Source organism: Erwinia sp. JH02 (assembly GCF_013074405.1).
Classification (GTDB): Bacteria; Pseudomonadota; Gammaproteobacteria; order Enterobacterales; family Enterobacteriaceae; genus Erwinia; species Erwinia rhapontici.
On the sequence record NZ_JABANZ010000001.1, the window covers coordinates 266,930 to 289,439 of the forward strand.

Sequence of the window (22,510 nt, forward strand, 5' to 3'; positions counted from 1 at the left end):
CCTGTTTGGCTAATGTCCTGACCTGGAGCTTCCATGACCATCACCTCTTCGGTGCAGCAACGTTCTAAATTACCCGATGTCGGTACCACGATTTTTTCGGTGATCGGCCAGCTCTCTGCACAGTACAACGCGATTAACCTGTCGCAGGGCGCCCCTAACTTCCCGTGTGATCCTCAGTTGGTGAACGGTGTGACCCGCGCCATGCAGCAGGGTCATAACCAGTACGCCCCGATGACCGGCCTGGCCGCGCTGCGTGAGGTGCTGGCAAACAAAGTTGAAACGCTGTACGGCCAGAAGTATGACGTTGCCAGCGAAGTGCTGATCACCGCCAGCGCCAGCGAAGGGCTCTACTCGGCCATTGCCGGGTTGGTTCATCCGGGTGATGAAGTGATTTTCTTCGAACCAGCGTTCGACAGCTATGCGCCTATTGTGCGTCTGCAAGGTGCAACGCCCATCGGCCTGAAATTACAGGTACCTGATTTCGCCATCAACTGGGAGGAAGTCAGTGCGGCGATCACGCCGAAAACGCGCATGATCATTATCAATACCCCGCATAACCCGAGTTCACAGGTCCTCAGCCGTGACGATCTTGACCGTCTGGCATTACTGACCCGCAACACGGATATCGTGGTGCTGTCGGATGAAGTCTATGAGCATATTCTGTTTGATGGCCGTCAACACCACGGAATGGCAACCCACTCTGAGCTGGCGCAGCGCAGTGTGATTGTTTCATCCTTTGGAAAAACCTTCCATGTGACCGGCTGGCGCGTCGGTTATCTGCTGGCCCCGGCTGAGTTGATGGATGAAGTGGTCAAAGTGCATCAGTTTATGATGTTCTCCGCCGACACCCCCATGCAGGTGGCGTTTGCCGACTATCTGCATCAGCCCGCTAACTATCTGGGCCTGGGGGAATTTTACCAGCGTAAACGCGATACGCTGGCCAGCCTGCTGAAAGATTCACCGTTTACGCTGCTGCCTTCGGCCGGATCGTTCTTTATGTTAGCCAGTTATGCAGATTTCAGTGACGAGACTGACAGTGAAATGGTAAAACGTTTGATTGTTGATCACGGTGTGGCCACCATTCCGCTGTCGGCGTTTTATACCGATGGCACCGACAATAAATTAATCCGTCTTTCTTTCGCAAAAGACGAAGCCACCTTGCAGGCGGGCGCGCGCGCACTCTGTCAGGTCAAGCCTCGCTAACAGCACCACTCTGAGGGTAAATGAATGAAAAAACTGAATGCGTTGTTTGTGGCAGTAGGGTTGCTGACGTCCATGTCAGCGCTGGCGCAGGACACACTGCGTTACGGTCTGGAGTCACAGTACCCACCGTTTGAAAGCCGCAACGCCTCAGGCGAGCTGGAAGGGTTTGATATCGAACTGGGCAAAGCGATTTGCCAGGTGGGAAATTTCAAATGCAGCTGGGTGGAAAGCAGTTTTGATGCCCTGATCCCGGCGCTGGCCGCGAAGAAATTCGATGCCATCAACTCGGCGATGAACATCACCGAAGCGCGTATGAAAAGCATCGGTTTCACCAATCCTATTTACCGTATCCCGAGCATGCTGATTGCGAAAACCGGCTCCGGCCTGCTGCCAACCGTTGACAGCCTGAAAGGCAAGAGCATTGGTGTGCTGCAGGGCTCCGTTCAGGAAACCTTCGCCAAGAAGCACTGGGAGCCACAGGGTGTGACTGTGACGCCTTACCAGGATCAGAACCAGGTTTACAACGACATGGTCGCGGGCCGCCTTGACGGTACGCTGGTGATGTCGGCTGCCGGGCAGTCTGGCTTCCTGGAAAAACCGCAGGGTAAAGAATTTAGCTTTGCCGGTAAGGCCGTGGAAGATCAGGTAGTACTGGGCGTCGGCATTGGTTTTGGTCTGCGTAAAGACGATGCCAAATTGAAAGAAGCGCTGGATGCCGCGATTGTGAAAGTGCAGAACGACGGCACCGTCACCAAACTGGCCGCGAAGTTCTTCCCAGGTATTGATGTGGCAGTGAAATAACGTTACGCCACTCCGGCGGCCAGCCCTGCTGGCCGTCCCTGACATCCTCCCCGAACCGCCGATAACCACTATGTCACGTGCTCAACGTCTGCTCGATCTGCTGCAACTTTTGCGTAACCACCGTTTCCCCATTACGGCTGAACAACTTGCCAGCGAATTGCGTGTCAGTACGCGAACGCTTTACCGTGATATTGCCACTTTGCAGCAACAAGGGGCGGATATCGTGGGTGAACCCGGATTGGGCTATGTATTAAGACCCGGCTTTACCCTGCCGCCGTTAATGTTTAACACCGCGGAAATTGCGGCGCTGGTACTCGGTTCCCGTTGGGTTGCGCGCCGGACCGATAACGAACTCGCCGCAGCGGCGCACTCTGCATTAAGCAAGATTGCCGACGTTTTGCCACCCGAACTGCGTTCGCAGCTGGAGTTATCGCCGCTGATGGTCGGCCCGGCGAAGGCGGAGTTGGCTATCAGTATTGATGTTGGCGCATTACGTCAGGCTATCAGCCGCCAGAACATCATAGAAATCGACTACCTTGATCTGAAAGACGTTAGCTCCCGGCGCAGAGTCTGGCCCATTGCGATTGGTTTTTTTGACTCTGTGCAGGTGCTCGTGGCCTGGTGCGAAACACGCGATGATTACCGCCATTTTCGCCTTGATCGTTTCACCCACCTGCAGGTCACCGCGCAGCGGTATCCACACGCCCGCACACAGCTGATGAAAGCGTGGCGGGAACGCCATAATATTTCTGCTCAGGGATTTGGCTACTGACAAAAACTGTCAGTCGCATCGCCTAGTCTGTTCCCGTCCAGTCACTAAACGGGAAACCCCAAATGAAAGCACTTGATTTCACCATTCTGTATGTTGCCAGCCCGGCTAACAGCGCCGCTTTTTACCAGCGGATACTGAACGTTGATGCCGTCGAATTTTCACCCACCTTTGCGATGTTTATCCTGCCTTCCTGCGGTCGTCTCGGGCTGTGGATAGCCTCCGGGGTGATGCCGCCGGTGAGTGCCGGAGCCAGCCAGTCGGAGATTGTGTTTACCGCAGAGAGTCGTGACGAAGTGGATAGTCTCTTCAGCCAATGGCAGGCGTGGGGCGTTGAGATCCTCGACCCGCCAGCAACGCTGGATTTCGGGTATACCTTTACCGCCTGTGACCCGGACGGGCATCGTCTGCGTGTGTATGTTTATGAGGAGTGAGGCGTACTCGCGGGTGCAGGTCAACGTCAAGGGTGTTTCGCTTTCACCCGAAGTGGGCTGAGCGGTCGAGGGCTTGCGTCAGGCACATCGTACACTTGCAGCGAATCCCTTCGTCAGCTTCGTTCACCGACGCACCGGTTGTTGACGGCACATCGGGTTGCCGGTTTTAAAACCGACAGCGTGCAACGGTGCTGCGGGGATGGGGCCAGTTTGAGGTAAGCCGGACGTCACGCGACAGGACGTCGCGTGCCGAGGCCCGCAGGGATGCGGACTTTGCCGATCCGGCGTGCTCAAACTGGCCTCAGACCTGAAGCCAAACTGTCAGCCACAAAAAACAAGGTGATCCTTCAGCCCCACGGAAGGTCGTATTTCCCGGTAAGCCCACTAGAAATTACTCCGCTGCCAGCAGGCAGATTTTCTCAGCCAGCTGGTAAGACTTCACAAAGGACGGGATCGGCAGGAACTCAAACTTTGAGTGGAAATTATGCGCGCCAGTAAAGAAGTTCGGCGTTAATAACCCTTTTGCAGACAGCGCTGCACCATCCGTGCCGCCGCGCATCGGGATCACCTTCGGTTCAATATCCAGCTGTTTCATCGCGGCAAAAATCAGGTCAATCGGGCGCTTATCGGCGCCAATCGCGTTGCTGATATTGCTGTAGGTATCCGAAATACTGACCTCCACCTTGCCCGTTGGATACGCCTGGCGAATGATTTCCGCCACCTGATGCATCTGCTGTTTACGTTGCTCAAAGCTTGCCAGATCGAAATCACGAATCGAGGCCTTCAGGCGCGTTTCGCTGGCGTTGGCCTGCATATCATTAAACCAGGTGTAACCTTCACGTCCGGCAGTATGTTCCGGCGTCTGCTGGCGATCAAAGTGGCCGATAAAGTCCCAGGCCATCAGCAGCGGGTTCACCAGTACGCCTTTGCCTGACATCGGGTGGGCGGTAACGCCCGTCAGGATGATCTCAGCGGCGGCGGCATTGAAGTTCTCATACACCACTTCGCCCAGTTCGCAGCAGTCGATGGTATAAGCAAAGTCCACATCAAAGCGCGTCTTCAGATCCAGTGCTTTCGCGCCGCGCAGGCCGATCTCTTCATCCGGCACAAACGCCACCACAATATCGCCGTGCGGCTGCGCATCGTTCAGGTTTTCCATCAGCGTCATCACCACCGTCACGGCGGCTTTATTGTCGGCACCCAGCACGCTGGTACCATCGCTGAAAATAATGTCCTGCCCGTGATAAGCGGCGATCTCCGGGTGTTGCGCCTGGCGCAGCCAGATATCCTGTTCTGCATTCAGGCACAGATCTTCGCCCTCGAAGCGCAGGGTCTGCGGGTGAATATGCGGCGAGAGGCCGACATCCACGGTATCAATATGCGTAATAAAACCGATGCGCGGGGCGCCAGGGCGATTACCGGGTTTCACGGCGGTCACGGTGGCGAATTCATCAATCACCACGTTGTGTAACCCCAGCTGACGCAGTTCATCCGCCAGCAGCCGTGCCATATCATGTTGTTCAGGCGTGCTGGGCAGCACGGTGGACGCGGCGTCACTCTGGCTGGTGACCGCCAGATAGCGGTAAAAACGTTGAGTCAGCTGACGTGCCAGTAAATCAGTCATAAGCTTTCCTTATTTGTCTCGAGCGGTATGATTTCGGTAATGTGCAAAATCATGTTATTCATGAACAGGTTATTTACAGGTTTACGCACCACCCCCTGATAATGTCAAATAAAAAGCGAGGATGGAGATGAAGAAAGCGGTATTACGCACGGTTCTGGCGGCTCTGGCGCTGACCGTCACTTCAGCGGTTTCGGCAAAAACGCTGGTGTTCTGCTCTGAGGGATCGCCAGAAAACTTTAACCCGCAGCTGTACACCTCAGGCACCAGCGTGGATGCCAGCGCGGTGCCGATTTATAACCGGCTTGTTGATTTTACCCCCGGCACCACCCAGTTGATCCCCTCGCTGGCCGAAAGCTGGGATATCAGCCCGGACGGCACGGTTTACACCTTCCATCTGCGTAAGGGCGTGAAATTCCATAGTAATAAAAACTACAAACCAACGCGTGATTTTAACGCCGACGATGTCATCTTCTCGTTTATGCGCCAGAAAGATCCCGCCAACCCTTATCACAAGGTGTCTAACGGCAGTTACACCAACTTCGAAAGCCTGGAGTTCGGCACCTTGCTGAAAGGCATCGATAAGATTGACGATCACACCGTGCGCTTTACGCTTGCTCATGCGGAGGCGCCATTCCTCGCCGATCTCGGCTGGTACTTTGCCTCGATTCTCTCGGCTGAATATGCTGATGCGATGCTGAAAGCGGGCACGCCGGAAAAAGTGGATCGTGAGCCGATCGGCACCGGGCCCTTTGAACTGGCGCAGTACCAGAAAGATTCGCGCATCCTGTACCGTGCGTTCCCGCAATACTGGCAGGGTAAGGCGAAGCTGGACCGTCTAATCTTCACCATTACGCCGGATGCCTCAGTGCGCGCGGCCAAGCTGGAGAAAAACGAGTGTCAGGTGATGCCGTTCCCGAATCCGGCCGATCTGAAGCGCCTGGAGGAAAACCCGAATATCACCATGATGCAAAAAGCAGGGCTGAACACCGGATTCCTCGCGTTCAATACGCAAAAAGCCCCGCTGGATAATGTCAAAGTGCGTCAGGCACTCAGCATGGCGATTAACAAATCTGCGATTATCGAGGCGGTATTCCAGGGGACGGGCACCGCAGCAAAAAACCTGCTGCCGCCGGGCGTATGGAGCGCGGATAAAGATCTGAAAGATTACGACTATGCGCCAGATCAGGCGAAGGCTTTGCTGAAAGAGGCGGGCATTGCACCGGGTACCACCATTGACCTGTGGGCGATGCCGGTTCAGCGGCCTTACAACCCGAATGCACGGCGTATGGCGGAGATGATCCAGGCGGACTGGGCGAAGGTCGGCATCAAAGCCAATATCGTCAGCTTTGAGTGGGGCGAATATCTCTCAAGGGTGAAAAACGGCGAACATCAGGCGGCACTGATGGGCTGGACCACGGCAACGGGCGACCCGGATAACTTCTTCGGCCCGCTGTTCAGCTGCACCTCTGCCAACGGCGGTTCCAACTCAGCGAAGTGGTGCTATGCGCCGTTTGATCAGCTGATTACCAAGGCGCGTGCCGAACAGGATCACGACAAGCGGGTAGTGATGTACCGCGAAGCGCAGCAGATTATGCACGATCAGGCGCCAGCGGTGATGATTGCCCACTCGACCATCTTTGAACCGGTACGCAAAGAAGTGACGGGTTATGAAGTGGACCCGTTTGGCAAACACATCTTCTATCAGGTGGATGTGAAATAAAACGCAGTGATGCTGATCTGCGCGATTGTCCAGGTCAACGTCAAGGTCAACGTCAACGTCAAGGGCGTTTCGCTTACCCGCTGCGCGGGCTGAGCGACCCAGGGCGGCCAGTCGCCGCCGCCCTGGGGACCCGGGCTTTGCGGCAGGCGCATCGCCCGCTTTCAGCGGGTGCCTTCGCAAGCGCCGCTCACCGACGGAACGGTCGTGACGGCACCTCCCTGTGCCGGCTCTCCCTCTCACCGCCGTCCTGGCGGTTCGTCCTGGTTCACTGCGCTTCCTCAGCGCTGCTGAATGCCGCCTCAACGTCAAAACCCAGGTCAAAACCAAATTCAAATTAATCCACAGAAATTATCATGTTGTCGCTATTTTAAAACCCACAGCGAGCACAGTTTTTGCGGGGATGGGGCCAGTTTGAGGTAAGCCGGACGTCACGCGGCAGGGACGCCGCGTGCCGAGGCGCGCAGGGATGCGGCCGTTGCCGATCCGGCGTGCTCAAACTGGCCCCGGACCTGAAGCTAAACTGTCAGCGACAAAAATGACTGGGAAGCCCTCAGGGTGCGACCCTGTTTCCGGTCACCCCATACCCCCTAAAAATCAAACGCCGCCCGGATACTCTCATCCTTCTGCTTCAACTCACCGCGCACAAACTCCAGAAACAGCGTCAGCGCCGTCCCCGGTTTACGGCCAATCGCGGTCTGTACCTGCAATGAGCGCTGGCTGAGCTGCTCAGCACCCACTGATTTCAGCATCAATCCGTGTTCAACCGCCTGGTACATCACCGTGAACTGGCTGCAAATGGTGATTGCCGTAGGGGTCTGTAACAGGAACGTATACAGCGTGCTGAAGTTATTGCAGGTCAGCACAGGTTCAACAAACGTCCCGCTCATACGGCAGGAGAGGTCAAACAGCTGGCGTACCGTGGTTCCCGCATCCGGTAATGCCAGCGGGTACGCCATCAGGTCACTGAGCTGTATCTGCTGTTGCGCCAGCGGGTGACTTTCATGCATCACCAGCAACACCGGGGCGGGCCAGGCGGCCACCACCTCCACGCCGCGTTCCGGGTGAAGACTGAACTGAAACGCCACGTCACATTCGCCACGCCGCATGATTTCGGCCACCTCCAGGGCACTGGCGACCGTCAGATGAAAACTGACGCCGGGATGCAACTGACGAAACTGGGTGCACAGCACAGGCAGCAGGCTGAACGCCATGCCGTCGGTGCAGGCCACCCGCAGCGCGGTGCGGCGAATGGCTTTCAGTCCTTTGATCTCGGCGATGGCATGTTCCATATCCATCATGCTCTTGCGCACGTGGTTTTCGAAAATCTGCCCGGCATCATTCAGCACCATGCCCCGTGCATGCCGTTCAAACAGCGGAGCGCCGACCCGCGCCTCCAGACGCTGGATCTGGCGGCTGATTGCCGACACGGCAACAAACAGCTGCTGACTGGCGGCACTCAGCGATCCACTGTTGGCGACGGCAAGAAAATAGCGAATTTCACTGCTGTGCATCGGGCTGCCTCGTTATGGTGCATGTTCACTGATCGTGCAGAACAGCATTGCTTTTAAAGCAACGCTAACTTGATTATTTGATGATTGTGGCAAAGAGCGATTCTAGCTTAAAACGGAGGGGCAAACACAAAAAGTAAACACAATAAAAACGGACCGACATATGACAGGTGAACAGGCGGTAGCGCAGGCCACGGCGTACTTTGACAGTGGCAAATTCAAACAGGTGCTGGCACGCCGCGTCGCCCTGCGCAGCGAAAGCCAGCGTGACGATCGCGATGAGGTGATCCAGCGCTATCTTGATGAAGAGATGGCGCCAGTGATGCAGGCGCTGGGCTTCACCACGGAACAGCTGGCGAACCCGCAGGCACCGTTACGGCCTTTCCTGTTGGCAACCCGCATAGAAGACCCGGAACTGCCGACCGTGCTCTGCTACGGCCACGGTGATGTGGTGTTTGGTGATGATGAAAACTGGCGCAGCGGCCTGACGCCCTGGGAACTGGTGGAAGAGGGCGACCGCTGGTACGGACGTGGCAGCGCGGATAATAAAGGCCAGCACTCGGTGAATATCGCCGCGCTGGAGCAGGTTGCAGCCGCGCGCGGCGGCACGCTGGGCTTTAACTGTAAATTCCTGTTTGAAATGGGCGAAGAGATCAGCTCCCCAGGCCTGATGGAGCTTTGCCAGCGCCACGGCGAGCAGTTGAAAGCCGATATCTTTATCGCCTCCGATGGCCCGCGCCTGAACGCCGTGCGTCCCACGCTGTTCCTTGGCTCACGGGGAGCGGTGAACTTCCGCCTCAGCATTCAGGCCCGCGACCGTGACTACCACTCAGGCAACTGGGGCGGCCTGCTGACCAACCCCGGCACCCAACTGGCCAGTGCGCTGGCCTGCCTGGTCAATCAGCACGGCCAGTTGCAGGTGTCAGCGCTGAAGCCGCCCGCGATCAGCGCGGCGGTGAAAGCGATCCTCAGCGACATTGAAGTGGGCGATGAAAATGGCCCGCAGATTGACCCGAACTGGGGCGAAGCCGGTCTGACGCCAACAGAGCGCCTCTATGGCTGGAACACTCTTGAGGTACTCTCATTCCTCGCCGGAAATCCGGCACGACCAATGAATGCCATTCCCGGCAAAGCGACCGCCGTCTGCCAGCTGCGTTTTGTGGTGGACACCGACTGGCAAAATATTGCCACGCATCTGCGCAACCATCTGGATGCGCACGGTTTTCCGCAGGTGACGGTGGAGGTGCTGCGCGGTTCCCCGGCGACACGTCTTGACCCGAGCGACCCGCTGGTGGACTGGGCACTGGAGGTGATTGCCAACACCAGTGGCAAAAAACCGGCGCTGCTGCCGAATCTTGGCGGTTCACTGCCGAATGATGTCTTCGCCCACGCGCTGGGATTACCGACGTTGTGGATCCCGCACTCCTATCCGGCCTGCGGCCAGCATGCGGTGGATGAACATATGCTGAAATCCATTGCCCGCGAAGGATTACAAATCATGACCCGGCTGTTCTGGGATTTAGGCGAACAGGGCGGCACGTTGCTGGCCCGTCATCGTGCGCATCGCGCACAGGGGGAAGGCCAGTGAGCACTATCGTACAGCAACAACAGGCGGTCACACCGAACCTGTATAAAACCCTGTTTGCCACCTGCGTCGGTAACGCGCTGGAGTGGTTTGATATCGCGGTATACGGTTTTTTTGCCAACTATATTTCCCACGCCTTTTTCCCGACGGAGGACGCCTCAGTCTCCATGCTGCTGACCTTCGGCAGCTTTGGTGTCGCGTTCCTGATCCGTCCTCTGGGGGCCGTTGTGCTGGGGGCGTATGCGGACAGAGTCGGACGTAAAAAAGCGTTGCTGATGTCGATCACCCTGATGATGTTGGGTGGTCTGATGATTACCGTGATGCCGTCATATGAAAGCATTGGCCTGCTGGCACCGATCATGATCCTGCTGGCGCGTCTGATTCAGGGTTTCTCCGCCGGTGGGGAATTCGGCAGTTCGACGGCTTTCCTGGTGGAGCATTTCCCGGAACGTCGCGCATTTATCGCCAGCTGGCAGTTTGCTACCCAGGGTGCCAGTACCCTGATGGCGTCGGCGTTTGGCCTGGGGCTGACCGCCTGGCTGACAGAGGCGCAGATCCAGGACTGGGGATGGCGCATTCCGTTCGCGTTTGGTCTGCTGATTGGTCCGGTGGGTCTGTATATTCGCCGTCATGTGCATGAGCCAGCCAGCTTTGTTGCCCAGCCCAAATCACATGCCCCGCTGAAGGACCTGATGGGGCGCCAGAAAACATTGCTGCTGCTGGCCATCGGGCTGATGGTGATCTCAACGGGCGTTAACTACATGCTGAACTATGTGCCAACGTATGCAACGAAAACGCTGCATCTGCCAGGTTCAGTGGCCTTTACCGCCACGCTGGTCGCCGGGATTATTCTGACGGTGGTCACGCCGCTGATGGGGCTGTGGGCCGAGAAAGTGGGGCGCGTGCCGCTGATGTGGGGATCGCTTATTCTGCTGGCGCTGACCATTTATCCTGCCTTTAAGATGGTGGCAGATAACACCACGCCGACAACGTTGATCCTGCTGGTTGGCTGGATGGCCTTACTGAAATCGGTCTACTTCTCTACCGTGCCGTCGATGATGGCTGACCTGTTCCCGATGTCGACCCGCGCAAGCGGCATGGCCATCAGCTACAACGTTGCGGTGACGGTGTTTGGTGGTTTTGCCCCGCTGATTTGTACGCTGTTGATTAGCATGACGGGGTCCAGTCTGGCACCGAGCTATTATCTGATGCTGCTGGCGGTGTTCAGTGCGGTGGCATTGTTTAAAAGTCAGTACCGGGTAGGGCGTTAAGCGGAAAAAGGGCCGGATTATCCGGCCCTTTTGCTTTAGCTGGTTTTGACGCGGAAGGTCATTGTGGCGCGCTTCTCAATCATCCAGTAAATCAGATAACCGACAACGGCAGACGCCACGCTGAGGATCACCATCGCCAGATACATCGTGGCGGTACTGGGGGTGGGTAACAGCACATGCAGCACTTTCTGCAGTGCGCCCATAAACAGACGGTGGCAGAGATAGATAGAGTAAGAAGCCAGGCCAATGCCGGTGACGACACGCGTAAAGTGGGTCTGACGTTGCGAGGCGAATTCCATCCCGGTGAGCATAAAGAAACTGAGCGACAGCAGCAGTAACTGGGGATAGCCTTGCAACCACAGCGTCGATACCGCCAGTAATCCAGTAATCACGGCAAGAGATAAAACATTATGGGCATAACGTTGACTGAATCGTTTTTGCAGCATAAAACAGACAATGCCGCTGAGGAAATAAAGCATGATCTCATCGGTATAGAACTGGAAATAGGGCCGCTGTGAATCGCCGAATGATCCGATCGCAATGAAGGCGAAAATAGTGATGAAAATAAACCACATTCCACTGCGGCGATTGAATAACATACCAATCGCAAATACCAGATAGAACAGCATTTCATAACACAATGTCCAGCCTACCGATAATACCGGTGTCAGTGTGTCCAGTTCTTTAATATATACAGAGGGAATAAACAGCAAGGAGAGAATATCATCCAGCGGCGTTAATACCGTCGACGGGAACCAACCCGGATTAATCACCCAGGCCACAATCGTCAGCAGGGTGAACAGATAGTACATTGGCAAAATACGCACGAGACGTTTTTTGACAAACAACCCCATCTTGCCCTTACCAAAGTCCTCCCAGTGCACGCAGGCCATCAGGTAACCGCTGATCATAAAGAACAGGTATACGCCGAGTTTCCCCACGGCGCCGCCGTAACCAAACAGACCGGAAAAATAAGCCGGACTCAATTTGGCAGAAAAACTTTCAGCATGACAAACGACTACCAGCATACAGGCAATGGCCCGTAGATAAGTAATCGACAGGATATTTGTTTTCACCGACAACCCCCTCGGATTTTTAAATTTCCAGGAACCACTCAATAGCAAGGATGTAAAATTTAATCTTCTTAAATAAAATTAAGGCAAAAGAGGGCTAATAACAGCCAATTCTATAATTCTGCTATGGAGGAACGATTCCCTGGTGTTATTACGCAACCGCATATCATTTCGGGCAATGGCGATCTGACAGGCTACGGCGAATAAACTTTACTCCAACAGGGGGATAAATTCCAAAGGTAAACTATTGTCAGGAAGTATTTAGGAATAACTCGCAGGGTGGCGGAAAAAACTCATTAGCCTGGCGTGACTAATTTATCAGTTTATTTGATGTTTTCTCGCCGAAATGGCGATTATTATCTTTCTGATTTATAACGATAACCTTACATAAAGCTATCGGTTACCATTGGAAACATTATCAGAAAGTTGAAATTATTCAGACAAATTTTGTGACAAGTAAGCTTTGCTAATCATTGGCCTTATCCACGCCACACGGCATCACGTACATGCACCGCTTTCGGCAGTAACCCCAGCGCAAAGAAACGGTCAGCAATCGCCTGCTGGGCGCGGATCACCGACAAATCCATGCGGCGGGTTTGATGGCTGCGGCGCTGTAAAGCATGTGACACCGCCTGCGGGGAGAGGCCGAGCTCAGCAGAGAGCAGGGCGGCCGCCTCCGGGCGATGGGCATCAATGTAGCTGCCGGTTTGTACCAGCGCCGCCAGCAGCTGATGCAACAAATCTGCGGAGTGGGCGGCAAAATCACGATGCGCCAGATAGAACTGATGGTTGTTCACCCGCCCGCGTCCATCGGCAATCACGCGCAGCTGACCGCTCAGTTCCGCATCGCTCAGCAGCGGGTCCCACATCATCCAGGCATCAACGGCATGATGATCGCTGGGGGTCAGAGGATATTTGGGCGGTGCGTACAGCACACGGACATCATTCAACGTCATACCTGCTTCATCCAGCATCTGCACCAGCAGGTAATGCACATTAGACCCTTTATTCACCGCAATGCGCTTACCGCGCAGATCGGCAATCGTCTGGATTGGGCTGTCCGGTGTCACCAGCAGGGCGACGCTCTGCGGTGCCGCAGGTTCCCAGGCAACGTACAGCAGCGGGCTGTTGCCCGCCTGGGCAAAAACAGGCGGCACTTCACCCGTGGTACCAAAGTCAATTTCGCGATTATCCAGCGCATGTAACAGCTGTGGCCCGGCGGGAAACTCGCTCCACAGCACGCTGATCCCCCGCTGGGTAAATTCAGCTTCCAGGCTCTGGCGCGCTTTCAGGATGCCGAGATTGCCAAACTTCTGATAGCCGATACGCAGTTCACGATCCTGGTGGCCCTGGCGTGAGGCATCGTGTCTTGCTGTGCTGACCAGGCTACGGCGGGCTTTAATCAGGCCAAGATGGCCTAAGTGAGTGCGCAGGGTATTACGGCTGATCCCCAGTAGCGCAGCGGCCTGAAGCTGATTTTCGCCGCTCAGTTCAAATGCATTACGCACCAGCGCATCCAGTACCCGTTGATACAAGGGGCCGCCATCGCCCTGTAACTGCTGGCGCAGAAACGTATCCAGCGCCTGTTCGCTGACGGGGTGCGGTTCGAGTCTTTCGGTGTTCAGCCTGAGCTGATGCGGCGAGATCAGCGACTCTTTACTCAGCAGTACGGCGTTATGCAGGGTATTTTCCAGCTCGCGCACATTGCCCGGCCAGGCATAATCCATCAACGTGGTGATGCTCTCTTCACTCAGCCGTAGTTGCGGACGCCCCAGACGGCGGGCATACAGCGTCAGAAAGTGGTCGGCCAGCAGGGGAATATCTTCGCGTCGCTGACGCAGCGGGGGCAACGTCACCGCTGCCACATTAAGACGATAAAACAGGTCTTCACGGAAACGGCGCTCGCGAATGGCATGGGCAAGGTCGACATGCGTGGCAGCAATCACCCGAACGTTGACCTTCACCGGGCGGCGTGAACCCACGCGCGTGACCTCCCGCTCCTGCAAAACACGCAGCAGTTTGACCTGCAACGGCAGGCTCAGCTCACCGATCTCATCCAGCAACAGCGTGCCGCCCTCAGCCGCTTCAAACCAGCCCTGATGACGTTCAGTCGCCCCGGTAAATGCCCCTTTCTCATGGCCGAACAGTTCTGACTCCGCCAGGCTCTCGGTCAAGGCCCCGCAGTTCACCGCCACAAAGGGCTGTGACTGACGCAGGCTGTGATGGTGCAGATAGCGCGCCACCACTTCTTTGCCGGTGCCGGTTTCACCAACAATCAGCACCGTGGCGTCGGTGGGTGCCAGCCGATCCAGTACGCTTTGAAACGCAATGGAGGCGGGATCAATCAGTAACGGGCCGGGATGCGACATGCTGTATTCCTGACGAGAGAAGAGAGGAAAAGAGTATCCTGGCGCGCCATCCGGGGCGAGGGGGTAACCGGCATGATTGCTGCAAATGCAACAGACTTCCGTCAGTGACTGCTGCATTTGCAGCAGAGAGGGACGATTTTTATCAACGGCAATGCAATGATAAATAACGATTTTTACACCGATAACAGTTGGCACACTTCCTGCTAATTGTTTTATAACCAAAGCGTAACTTTGTATCGAATAAATTCAGATATAGTTATATAGGAAACAGATAATGAGCGAGTCAGCACAGGACAATATCAACGTATTTTGGTTTCTCCCGACCCACGGAGACGGCCGCTATCTCGGCACCACCGAAGGCGGGCGTCCCGTCGACCTGCCGTATCTGCAACAGGTGGCGCTGGCCGCCGACAACCTCGGCTATTACGGCGTGCTGATCCCGACCGGAAAAAGCTGTGAAGACTCCTGGCTGGTCGCTGCTGCGCTGGCACCGATCACCAAACGACTGCGCTACCTGGTTGCAGTGCGTCCAGGCCTGCAACCACCCAGCCTTGCCGCACGAATGGCCGCCACGCTGGACCGACTGTCCGAGGGGCGCTTGCTGATCAACGTGGTGACCGGGGGGGATCCGGTTGAGAATAAAGGTGACGGCATCTTCCTCAGCCATGCGGACCGCTACCAGGTGACGCGCGAATTCCTTGAAGTCTATTCACGCCTGCTGAAGGGTGAAAAGGTCGATTTCCACGGCGACCATATTCGCGTGGAAGGGGCGGAGATCCTGTTCCCGCCCGTGCAGGAAGATGGTCCGCCGCTCTACTTTGGGGGATCTTCCGATGAGGCGATTGATGTTGCCGCCAGCCAGATCGATACCTACCTCACATGGGGTGAGCCCGTGGCGCAGGTGGCTGAAAAGCTGGCGGTAGTACGGAAACGTGCAGAAGAGCGAGGCCGCCAGTTGAGCTACGGCATCCGTCTGCACGTCATTGTGCGGGAAACGGAAGAAGAGGCCTGGGCTGCCGCTGACCGTCTGATTTCTCATCTGGATGAAGACACCATCGCTGCGGCTCAAAAGATTTTTGCCCGTATGGACTCCACCGGCCAGGCCCGCATGAGTGCGCTGCACAGCGGTTCGCGTGATGACTTAGTGATTGGCCCGAACCTGTGGGCCGGTGTTGGCCTGGTCCGTGGCGGTGCAGGCACGGCGCTGGTGGGCAGTCCGCAGCAGGTGGCGGACCGCATCCGCGAATATCAGGCGCTGGGCATTGAGAACTTTATTCTGTCGGGCTATCCGCATCTGGAAGAAGCCCACCGTTTTGCCGAACTGGTGATGCCGCTGCTGCCACTGGCATCGAATGCGGAAAAACGTCAGCGTACGGTCAATACCGGTCCATTTGGTGAAACGATCGGCGGCGACCGCCGTCCGGCGAAAAACAGCAGCGCCAGCTGAGGAGAGAACGATGAGTCATCAACCAATACAGTTTGCTTACTGGGTGCCTAACGTTTCTGGCGGGCTGGTGATCAGTAACATTCCCCAGCGTACTGGCTGGGATTTTGACTATAACCGCAAGCTGGCACAAATCGCGGAAAAAGCCGGTTTTGACTATGCGCTGACGCAGATACGTTTTACGGCCGGATACGGTGCAGATAATCAGCATGAGTCGGTCAGCTTCTCGCAGGCATTGCTCGGCGCGACTGAAAAACTGAAAGTCATCGCCGCCTTGCTGCCCGGACCGTGGAATCCCACGCTGGCTGCGAAACAAATTGCGACGATCAGTCATCTGTCGAATGCGCGTATTGCCGTGAATGTGGTCAGCGGCTGGTTTCGTGGGGAGTTCAAGGCGATTGGTGAGCCGTGGCTGGATCATGAAGAGCGCTATCTGCGTTCAGAAGAGTTTATTCGCTGCCTGCGTGGTATCTGGCAACAGGATGTCTTCAACTTTTCCGGCGATTTCTATCGCTATCGCGACTATTCGATGAAGCCAAAACCGCTCGATCCATTGCCGGAAATATTCCAGGGGGGGAGTTCACGCGCCGCCCGGGATATGGCGGCACGGGTATCTGACTGGTACTTCACCAACGGCAACACCGTCGAAGGTATCCGCCAGCAGGTAGATGATATCCGCCAGAAAGCGGAAGAGAACCAGCATCAGGTCAAAATCGGTGTTAACGGCTTCGTCATCGCCCGTGATACAGAGCAGGAAGCCCAGCAGGCGCTACAGGCGATCCTCGACCATGCCAACCCGGATGCGGTAAAAGGCTTCCAGCATGAGGTCAAAAATGCGGGTAGCGCTTCACCCGAAGGCGAAGGTAACTGGGCGAAATCGACGCTGGAAGATCTGGTGCAGTATAACGATGGCTTCAAAACCAACCTGATCGGCACGCCGTTGCAGATTGCTCAACGTATCATCGCGCTGAAAGAGGCCGGGGTCAGTCTGATGTTGCTGGGGTTTCTGCATTTTCAGGAGGAGGTCGAATTCTTTGGCCGCGAGGTGATTCCTCTGGTGCGTGAGCTGGAACGTCAACAGCAGCGAGAGCACAGTCATGGCTGAGCGTCATATCGTTATCGTCGGCGGCGGCTTTACCGGAACCGCAGTGGCCATCCATCTGGCAAGGCTCGGTGACGCCGGGCTGACGGTAACGGTGGTGGAGCCGCGTTCACAGCTGGCACGCGGAGTGGCCTATGGTACCCGCGATCCGGCGCACCGCATTAATGTCCCCGCTGACCGCATGCAGCTTTCGGGGGCGGAACAGGGGGATTTTGATCGCTGGTTCCGCGCCTCACCGGCTTACCAGACGGACCCGGACGCACGCTGGCACGATGGCAAGGTTTATCCACAGCGCGGTCAGTTTGGCGCGTATATCGCCGAACAGTTTGCCCGCGCACAGCTGCACTCTCCGGTCAAACTGCACCATCTCTGTGACCGGGGGGTGGCGCTGGAGCAGGGAACGCTGCGTACCGCGTTGGGTAAAAAGCTTCAGGCCGATGATGTGGTACTGGCGATCAGTCATCCACCTCCGGCGCTGCCGCGTGCGGTGGCACTGGCGCTGGAAGGGCATCCGGGGCTGATTGCCGATCCCTGGCGTCATGATGCGCTGACCACGATTGCCCCTGATGAACGGGTCGCCATTATGGGCAGTGGCCTGAGTATGTCGGATGTGGTGGCAACGTTACACCGTCACGGACATCGCGGGCCTATTGTGGCGTTTTCGCGCCGGGGGCTGCTGCCTCGCCCGAACCTCAGTGGCCCGTTTGAACCGCGTCCACTGGACTACCAGCAGCCGCAACACGCCTCGGCGCGCGCGTGGCTGCACCGTATTCGCCAGGAAGTGGCTGCTGCCGCTCTGCAGCAACTGCCATGGCAGCTGGTCCTCGATGATATTCGCGTTAACGGACAGCGCCTGTGGCAGCAACTGTCCCTCAATGAACAACGCCGGTTCCTGCGGCATCTGCGCCCGTGGTGGGATGTGCATCGCTATCGCATTGCGCCACAGGTCAGCGCGGTACTGGAACAGCTGCAGCAGCGCGGCCAGTTAACGGTTCAGGCTGCGCGTCTGGCAGCGGTTACCGCAGCAGGTGCCGACATCACCCTGCGGCTGCAACCGCGCAGCGGTGAAGCGCAGAGCCTGAACGTGGATCGGCTGATTATCACCACCGGACCTGCGCACGGCGGGCTACTGCAAAGCGATGTGTTGCTGCATCAGCTGGCCGCGACGGGCGTAATACAGGCCGATCCGCTGGCGCTGGGGATCCAGGTTAATGCGCGTTCGCAGACGGAACGTGCTGACGGTAGCGCCAATCCACATCTTTATGTTGCCGGCCCGGCGGCGCGCGCCCGCTTCGGTGAACTAATGGGGTTGCCGCAGGTGGCAGAACATGCGGAAAGCGTTGCCCGGCAGCTGCTGGGGCTGGATGCGGAGCGATGTCCCGTCTGACGCGTTAACTCACCGAAAAAAATAACCTAAATAATTCGAGACCCTAAATAATTCGAGCTGAAGGAAGGCGGCAAGCCCGAGAGTCCCCAGGAGCATAGATAACTATGTGACTGGGGTGATCGGGCGCAGCCAACGCACCTGCAGCTTGAAGTATGACGGGTGTCGGCTGTCTGGAATCTGGAGTGTGCTATCTATGTCTCAACAACGTGAAATTCGCCTGAATGCCTTTGATATGAACTGTGTCGGTCACCAGTCGCCGGGCCTGTGGGCGCACCCGCGTGACCGCTCCTGGCAGTACAAAGATTTAAGCTACTGGACCGATCTGGCGCGTCTGCTGGAGCGCGGCAAGTTCGATGGTCTGTTTATTGCGGATGTGCTGGGGGTTTACGACGTGTTGAACGGCGATAACCAGGCCGCGATTCGTAATGCCACCCAGGTGCCGGTCAACGATCCGCTGGCGCTGATCACCCCGATGGCGCTGGTGACCGAACATCTCGGGTTTGGCCTCACTGCCTCGCTGTCGTTTGAACATCCGTATCCGTTTGCCCGCCGTATCTCAACGCTCGATCACCTGACCAAAGGGCGCATTGGCTGGAACATCGTTACCTCCTATCTGGAGAGCGGCGCACGCAACATCGGCCATCAGTCGCAGACCGATCACGATGCCCGCTATGACTATGCCGATGAATATCTTCAGGTGATCTACAAACTGCTGGAAGGGAGCTGGGAAGAGGGAGCAATCCTGCGCGATCGTGAGCGCCGCATCTTCAGCGACCCGAGCAAAATTCATCCAATTAACCATCAGGGCACCTTCTTCCAGGTGCCGGGCATCCACCTGTGTGAGCCTTCGCCGCAGCGCACCCCCGTGCTGTATCAGGCCGGTGCGTCCAGCCGTGGCAAACAGTTTGCTGCCGAACATGCTGAATGCGTGTTTGTCGCCGCACCGTCCAAAGTGCTGCTGAAGAAAACCGTGGCGGATATTCGCCGCCGCGCAGCCGAAGCCGGACGCGACCCGCGCAGCATCCTGATTTTCAACCTGCAAACGGTGATCGTCGATGAGACGGACCAGGCGGCACAGGCCAAATGGCAGGAGTACAAAAGCTACGTCAGTTACGAGGGCGCGCTGGCGCTGATCTCCGGCTGGACGGGCATCGATTTCGGCCAGTATCAGCCCGATCAGGTGCTAAAACACCTGCACACCAATGCGATTCAGTCAGCTGTAGAAACCTTCTCTACCGCCGACCCTGATCGCCAGTGGACGGTGCAGGCGCTGGCGGACTGGGTGGGCATTGGCGGCTTTGGTCCGTTGCTGGTCGGCAGTGCGCAAACTGTGGCCGATGAGCTGCAAAGCTGGGTGGAAGAAACGGATGTTGACGGATTTAACCTCGCGTATGCGGTAACGCATGAAACCTTCAGCGATGTGGTGGAACACCTGATCCCGGAACTGCAAAAACGTGGCGTGTACAAGAAAGAGTACCAGCCCGGCACCCTGCGCGAAAAACTCTTTCACCAGGGCGCTCGTCTGGCCGAACCACATCCGGGCGCGGGCTACCGCCGGGAATCACAGACTGCGGTCGTGGCAGAAGATGAGGTCACTCCATGATTGAAATCGACGGCCTGCGTAAACACTACACGGCGGCAGGGGGCCGCACGGTTGAAGTGCTGAAAGGCATTTCACTGACGGTGCCCGCCGCGTCGATCACGGCAGTGGTTGGCCCGAGCGGTGCCGGGAAGTCGACGCTGGCAAAGTGCATCAGCCTGCTGGAGCGGCCCAGCTCCGGCAGTATCCGGGTCAACGGCGAAGATCTCTCTCGCCTGTCCGGTGTCGCGCTGCGGCGTGAACGGCGTGCCATTGGCACCGTCTTTCAGTCGTCCGCGCTGCTGCAACGCAAAACCGCCTGGGAAAACGTCGCGCTGCCGCTGGAGTGGCTGGGTGTGGTGCCTGGGGAAATCAAACGCCACGTTGGTCAGCTGCTGGACAGCGTGGGGTTGTCGGACAAAGCGGGGTACTACCCGGCTCAGCTCTCCGGCGGTCAGCGTCAACGCGTCGGTATTGCCCGCGCCCTGGCGCTGAAACCCTCCGTATTGCTGGCCGATGAAGCGACCTCCGGGCTGGACCCACAGGCCACCGATGCCATTCTGCTGTTGCTGAAACAACTTCGTCAGCAGTTTGGGTTGTCGATCATCCTGATTACCCACGAGATGGACGTGGTGCGCAGCACCGCCGATGCCGTGGCAGAAATCCGCGACGGTCAACTGGTGCAGCAGGGGCCATTACAGCAGTTGCTCAGCACCCCGGATTCGGCGCTGGCCGCACAGCTGTTCCCGCTGCGTCCGGTTACCGCCAGCGGCGACCTGCTGCTGCGTCTGACCTGCGCGCCGCCGCTGGCCACCGACTGGATCAGCCGGCTCAGCGTGCAGCACAACGTGCAGGTTGATCTGCTGGCGGCGCATGTGGAAGAGGTGGCGGGGCAACTCGCCGGACGGATGCAGATTGCGGTGCGTTTTAACCAGCGCCCGCTGTCACCAGAGGCGCTGATTACTGCTCTGGCACAGCTGGGCATGAAGGCACAAATCATCGAGGCGCGCCCGCGCTTGCAGGAGGCCGGATGAAACCCGTTGACGTTACCAGCCAGGATACCCCCTGGAACCAGATCCATGAACTGATGCTGCCTGCCTACGGTGAAACCTGGCTGATGGTCGGCATTGTGATGCTGTTTGTTGTCACTCTCGGCGGAACGCTGGGCGTGGTGTTGTTTAACACCTCGCGCGCCGGACTATTTCCGCAAGCGGGGCTGAACCGTAGCCTGAGCGGGTTGGTAAATATTGGTCGTTCACTGCCGTTTCTGGTGCTGATGGCGGCGATTATTCCGTTCACCTTCTGGCTGACCGGTACCACCATCGGCATTCCGGCGGCTGTGATCCCAATGATTGTTGCCGGGACGCCGTTTTTCGCCCGCCTGGTGGAGAACGCACTGCGTGAACTGCCGCCGGAAGTGACAGCGGTCGGACTGGTGTCCGGCGGTTCGCGCTGGCAGGTGATCACCGGGGCGCAGCTCAGTGAGGCGCTCCCCGCCATCGTCGCTGCGATCACCCTGAACGTCATCTCGATGATCGAATACTCCGCCATTGCGGGCACCATTGGTGCCGGGGGCATCGGCTATCTGGCCGTGGTGTATGGCTACCAGCGTTTTGATAACCACATCATGATCGCCACCATTGTGGTGCTGATTGTGACCATCCAACTGATTCAGTTTATTGGCGACCGCGTGGTTGCCGCACTTCAACACTCACAGGGTACACACTCATCATGACGCAGCAGAATTTTGAACTGAAAAAGAAGAAAACCTGGCCGTGGCAGGTCGCCATCGTGGCTATTGTGCTGATCGCCGGACTGGGCTGGTACTTCACTGCCCAGCAGCGTCACAGCGTGACTTTCGGCACCACGCTGAAAGTGCATTTTGAACCGGCGATGGCCGGAGAGCAGCGCCTGATCGAATATGTCGCGCAGAATATTGCGCCAGATTATGGCATCAAGCTGGAAGCGGTAGGGTTGCAGGACCCGGTGCAGGCTGACCGTGCGGTGGCGGAAGGCCAGTATGCGGCAACCATCTATCAGCACCAGTGGTGGCTGAAGCAGGTGGTGGATGCCAACAAGTTTGAACTGACCTCGACCCTGCCGGTATTCCAGTGGGCATTCGGCATCTACTCTGACCGTTACAAGACCATTGCTGACCTGCCGCAAGGCGCGGAAATCGTGGTACCGAATGACGGTGCTAATCAGGGGCAGGCGCTGTGGCTGTTACAGCGTATTGGTCTGATTGGTTTGGATCCGGCGGTAGAACCGCGTACGGCGAAATTAAAAGATATTAAAGAGAATCCACATAAGTTTAATTTTAAAGAACTCGATCTGTTAACCATGCCACGGGCATTAAATTCTGTGGATGCGGCGATTGGGTATGTTTCCCAGTTTGATGCAGGAAAAGTTTCGCGCGACAAAGGCATATTATTCCCGCCTGCGCCACAAACCTTTGCCTCACAGTTGGTGATTGGAACGCCTTATTTAAACGATGAAAATATTATCAAGCTGAAAAAAGCGTTTGCCGATCCCCGTGTGCAGCAGTGGTTAAAGGAAACCACCGATCCGCTGGTACAGGGTGTGTTGGTGCCTGTTTCGGAAAAATAAAATGTTCAGCCCGGAATCGTCCGGGCTTTATTAA

The 22,510-nt window shown here is 56.9% G+C and carries 18 protein-coding genes; 14 read left to right on the forward strand and 4 right to left on the reverse strand.

What is annotated here, in order from left to right; all coding sequences use genetic code 11:
* Window positions 1-33 precede the first annotated feature (33 nt).
* From HHI26_RS01205 to HHI26_RS01220, 4 genes are all read left to right on the forward strand, one after another.
* Window positions 34-1,203, forward strand: coding sequence for a pyridoxal phosphate-dependent aminotransferase (locus HHI26_RS01205; protein ID WP_171148421.1), 1,170 nt, complete (start codon window positions 34-36; stop codon window positions 1,201-1,203).
* A gap of 24 nt (window positions 1,204-1,227) precedes the next feature.
* Entirely contained in the window at window positions 1,228-2,004 is a 777-nt protein-coding gene (locus HHI26_RS01210; RefSeq protein ID WP_159336576.1) for a transporter substrate-binding domain-containing protein, read from the forward strand.
* A gap of 70 nt (window positions 2,005-2,074) precedes the next feature.
* Entirely contained in the window at window positions 2,075-2,776 is a 702-nt protein-coding gene (locus HHI26_RS01215) for a YafY family protein (protein WP_171148422.1), read from the forward strand.
* A 62-nt stretch (window positions 2,777-2,838) separates the two neighbouring features.
* The gene (locus HHI26_RS01220; protein WP_171148423.1) at window positions 2,839-3,207 is read left to right on the forward strand and encodes a VOC family protein; all 369 of its coding nucleotides are present in this window, start codon (window positions 2,839-2,841) and stop codon (window positions 3,205-3,207) included.
* Window positions 3,208-3,598: 391 nt separating this feature from the next.
* Here HHI26_RS01220 and pepT read toward each other — a convergent pair whose 3' ends face one another.
* The gene (pepT, locus tag HHI26_RS01225) at window positions 3,599-4,831 is read right to left on the reverse strand and encodes a peptidase T (RefSeq protein ID WP_167863813.1); all 1,233 of its coding nucleotides are present in this window, start codon (window positions 4,829-4,831) and stop codon (window positions 3,599-3,601) included.
* A gap of 127 nt (window positions 4,832-4,958) precedes the next feature.
* On the opposite strand from pepT, the gene HHI26_RS01230 reads away from it, so the two are divergent.
* A complete protein-coding gene (locus tag HHI26_RS01230) occupies window positions 4,959-6,551 on the forward strand; it encodes an ABC transporter substrate-binding protein (RefSeq protein WP_133841949.1) in 1,593 nt (530 codons plus the stop codon).
* A gap of 587 nt (window positions 6,552-7,138) precedes the next feature.
* Here the strand turns inward: HHI26_RS01230 and HHI26_RS01235 are convergent.
* Window positions 7,139-8,062, reverse strand: a complete 924-nt coding sequence (locus tag HHI26_RS01235) for a LysR family transcriptional regulator (RefSeq protein ID WP_171148424.1) — start codon at window positions 8,060-8,062, stop codon at window positions 7,139-7,141.
* 160 nt (window positions 8,063-8,222) lie between these two features.
* Between HHI26_RS01235 and HHI26_RS01240 the strand changes: the two genes are divergently transcribed.
* On the forward strand, window positions 8,223-9,647 hold the full coding sequence (locus tag HHI26_RS01240) for a M20 family metallopeptidase (protein WP_171148425.1): 1,425 nt from the start codon (window positions 8,223-8,225) through the stop codon (window positions 9,645-9,647).
* On the forward strand, window positions 9,644-10,915 hold the full coding sequence (locus tag HHI26_RS01245) for an MFS transporter (RefSeq protein ID WP_171148426.1): 1,272 nt from the start codon (window positions 9,644-9,646) through the stop codon (window positions 10,913-10,915). The genes HHI26_RS01240 and HHI26_RS01245 overlap by 4 nt, the downstream gene beginning before the upstream one ends.
* Before the next feature lie 35 nt (window positions 10,916-10,950).
* On the opposite strand, the gene HHI26_RS01250 is transcribed toward HHI26_RS01245, so the two are convergent.
* Complete coding sequence (locus HHI26_RS01250) at window positions 10,951-11,991, reverse strand: acyltransferase (RefSeq protein ID WP_133841953.1); 1,041 nt, start codon at window positions 11,989-11,991, stop codon at window positions 10,951-10,953.
* A gap of 476 nt (window positions 11,992-12,467) precedes the next feature.
* Window positions 12,468-14,357: a sigma-54-dependent Fis family transcriptional regulator gene (locus HHI26_RS01255; RefSeq protein WP_171148683.1), complete on the reverse strand. Its 1,890-nt coding sequence runs from the start codon at window positions 14,355-14,357 to the stop codon at window positions 12,468-12,470.
* A gap of 274 nt (window positions 14,358-14,631) precedes the next feature.
* Here HHI26_RS01255 and ssuD point away from each other — a divergent pair, with 274 nt between their 5' ends.
* From ssuD to HHI26_RS01290, 7 genes are all read left to right on the forward strand, one after another.
* Complete coding sequence (ssuD, locus tag HHI26_RS01260; protein ID WP_167863815.1) at window positions 14,632-15,804, forward strand: FMNH2-dependent alkanesulfonate monooxygenase; 1,173 nt, start codon at window positions 14,632-14,634, stop codon at window positions 15,802-15,804.
* A 10-nt stretch (window positions 15,805-15,814) separates the two neighbouring features.
* Window positions 15,815-16,906 (forward strand): dimethylsulfone monooxygenase SfnG, encoded by a 1,092-nt coding sequence (sfnG, locus tag HHI26_RS01265; RefSeq protein ID WP_133841955.1) that lies wholly within the window; start codon window positions 15,815-15,817, stop codon window positions 16,904-16,906.
* Window positions 16,899-18,290: an FAD-dependent oxidoreductase gene (locus HHI26_RS01270; protein ID WP_171148427.1), complete on the forward strand. Its 1,392-nt coding sequence runs from the start codon at window positions 16,899-16,901 to the stop codon at window positions 18,288-18,290. Before sfnG ends, HHI26_RS01270 begins: the two co-directional genes overlap by 8 nt.
* Window positions 18,291-18,483: 193 nt before the next feature.
* The gene (locus HHI26_RS01275) at window positions 18,484-19,893 is read left to right on the forward strand and encodes an LLM class flavin-dependent oxidoreductase (RefSeq protein ID WP_171148428.1); all 1,410 of its coding nucleotides are present in this window, start codon (window positions 18,484-18,486) and stop codon (window positions 19,891-19,893) included.
* Complete coding sequence (locus HHI26_RS01280; RefSeq protein WP_133841958.1) at window positions 19,890-20,903, forward strand: methionine ABC transporter ATP-binding protein; 1,014 nt, start codon at window positions 19,890-19,892, stop codon at window positions 20,901-20,903. The genes HHI26_RS01275 and HHI26_RS01280 overlap by 4 nt, the downstream gene beginning before the upstream one ends.
* Window positions 20,900-21,604 (forward strand): methionine ABC transporter permease, encoded by a 705-nt coding sequence (locus HHI26_RS01285; RefSeq protein WP_171148429.1) that lies wholly within the window; start codon window positions 20,900-20,902, stop codon window positions 21,602-21,604. The genes HHI26_RS01280 and HHI26_RS01285 overlap by 4 nt, the downstream gene beginning before the upstream one ends.
* Window positions 21,601-22,476 (forward strand): MetQ/NlpA family ABC transporter substrate-binding protein, encoded by an 876-nt coding sequence (locus tag HHI26_RS01290; RefSeq protein ID WP_133841960.1) that lies wholly within the window; start codon window positions 21,601-21,603, stop codon window positions 22,474-22,476. The genes HHI26_RS01285 and HHI26_RS01290 overlap by 4 nt, the downstream gene beginning before the upstream one ends.
* Window positions 22,477-22,510 lie beyond the last annotated feature (34 nt).

Coding starts and splice junctions, on each gene's coding strand:
- HHI26_RS01205 (WP_171148421.1), top strand. CDS start 34: ATGACCATCACCTCTTCGGTGCAGCAACGTTCTAAATTACCCGATGTC.
- HHI26_RS01210 (WP_159336576.1), top strand. CDS start 1,228: ATGAAAAAACTGAATGCGTTGTTTGTGGCAGTAGGGTTGCTGACGTCC.
- HHI26_RS01215 (WP_171148422.1), top strand. CDS start 2,075: ATGTCACGTGCTCAACGTCTGCTCGATCTGCTGCAACTTTTGCGTAAC.
- HHI26_RS01220 (WP_171148423.1), top strand. CDS start 2,839: ATGAAAGCACTTGATTTCACCATTCTGTATGTTGCCAGCCCGGCTAAC.
- pepT (WP_167863813.1), bottom strand. CDS start 4,831: ATGACTGATTTACTGGCACGTCAGCTGACTCAACGTTTTTACCGCTAT.
- HHI26_RS01230 (WP_133841949.1), top strand. CDS start 4,959: ATGAAGAAAGCGGTATTACGCACGGTTCTGGCGGCTCTGGCGCTGACC.
- HHI26_RS01235 (WP_171148424.1), bottom strand. CDS start 8,062: ATGCACAGCAGTGAAATTCGCTATTTTCTTGCCGTCGCCAACAGTGGA.
- HHI26_RS01240 (WP_171148425.1), top strand. CDS start 8,223: ATGACAGGTGAACAGGCGGTAGCGCAGGCCACGGCGTACTTTGACAGT.
- HHI26_RS01255 (WP_171148683.1), bottom strand. CDS start 14,357: ATGTCGCATCCCGGCCCGTTACTGATTGATCCCGCCTCCATTGCGTTT.
- ssuD (WP_167863815.1), top strand. CDS start 14,632: ATGAGCGAGTCAGCACAGGACAATATCAACGTATTTTGGTTTCTCCCG.
- sfnG (WP_133841955.1), top strand. CDS start 15,815: ATGAGTCATCAACCAATACAGTTTGCTTACTGGGTGCCTAACGTTTCT.
- HHI26_RS01270 (WP_171148427.1), top strand. CDS start 16,899: ATGGCTGAGCGTCATATCGTTATCGTCGGCGGCGGCTTTACCGGAACC.
- HHI26_RS01275 (WP_171148428.1), top strand. CDS start 18,484: ATGTCTCAACAACGTGAAATTCGCCTGAATGCCTTTGATATGAACTGT.
- HHI26_RS01280 (WP_133841958.1), top strand. CDS start 19,890: ATGATTGAAATCGACGGCCTGCGTAAACACTACACGGCGGCAGGGGGC.
- HHI26_RS01285 (WP_171148429.1), top strand. CDS start 20,900: ATGAAACCCGTTGACGTTACCAGCCAGGATACCCCCTGGAACCAGATC.
- HHI26_RS01290 (WP_133841960.1), top strand. CDS start 21,601: ATGACGCAGCAGAATTTTGAACTGAAAAAGAAGAAAACCTGGCCGTGG.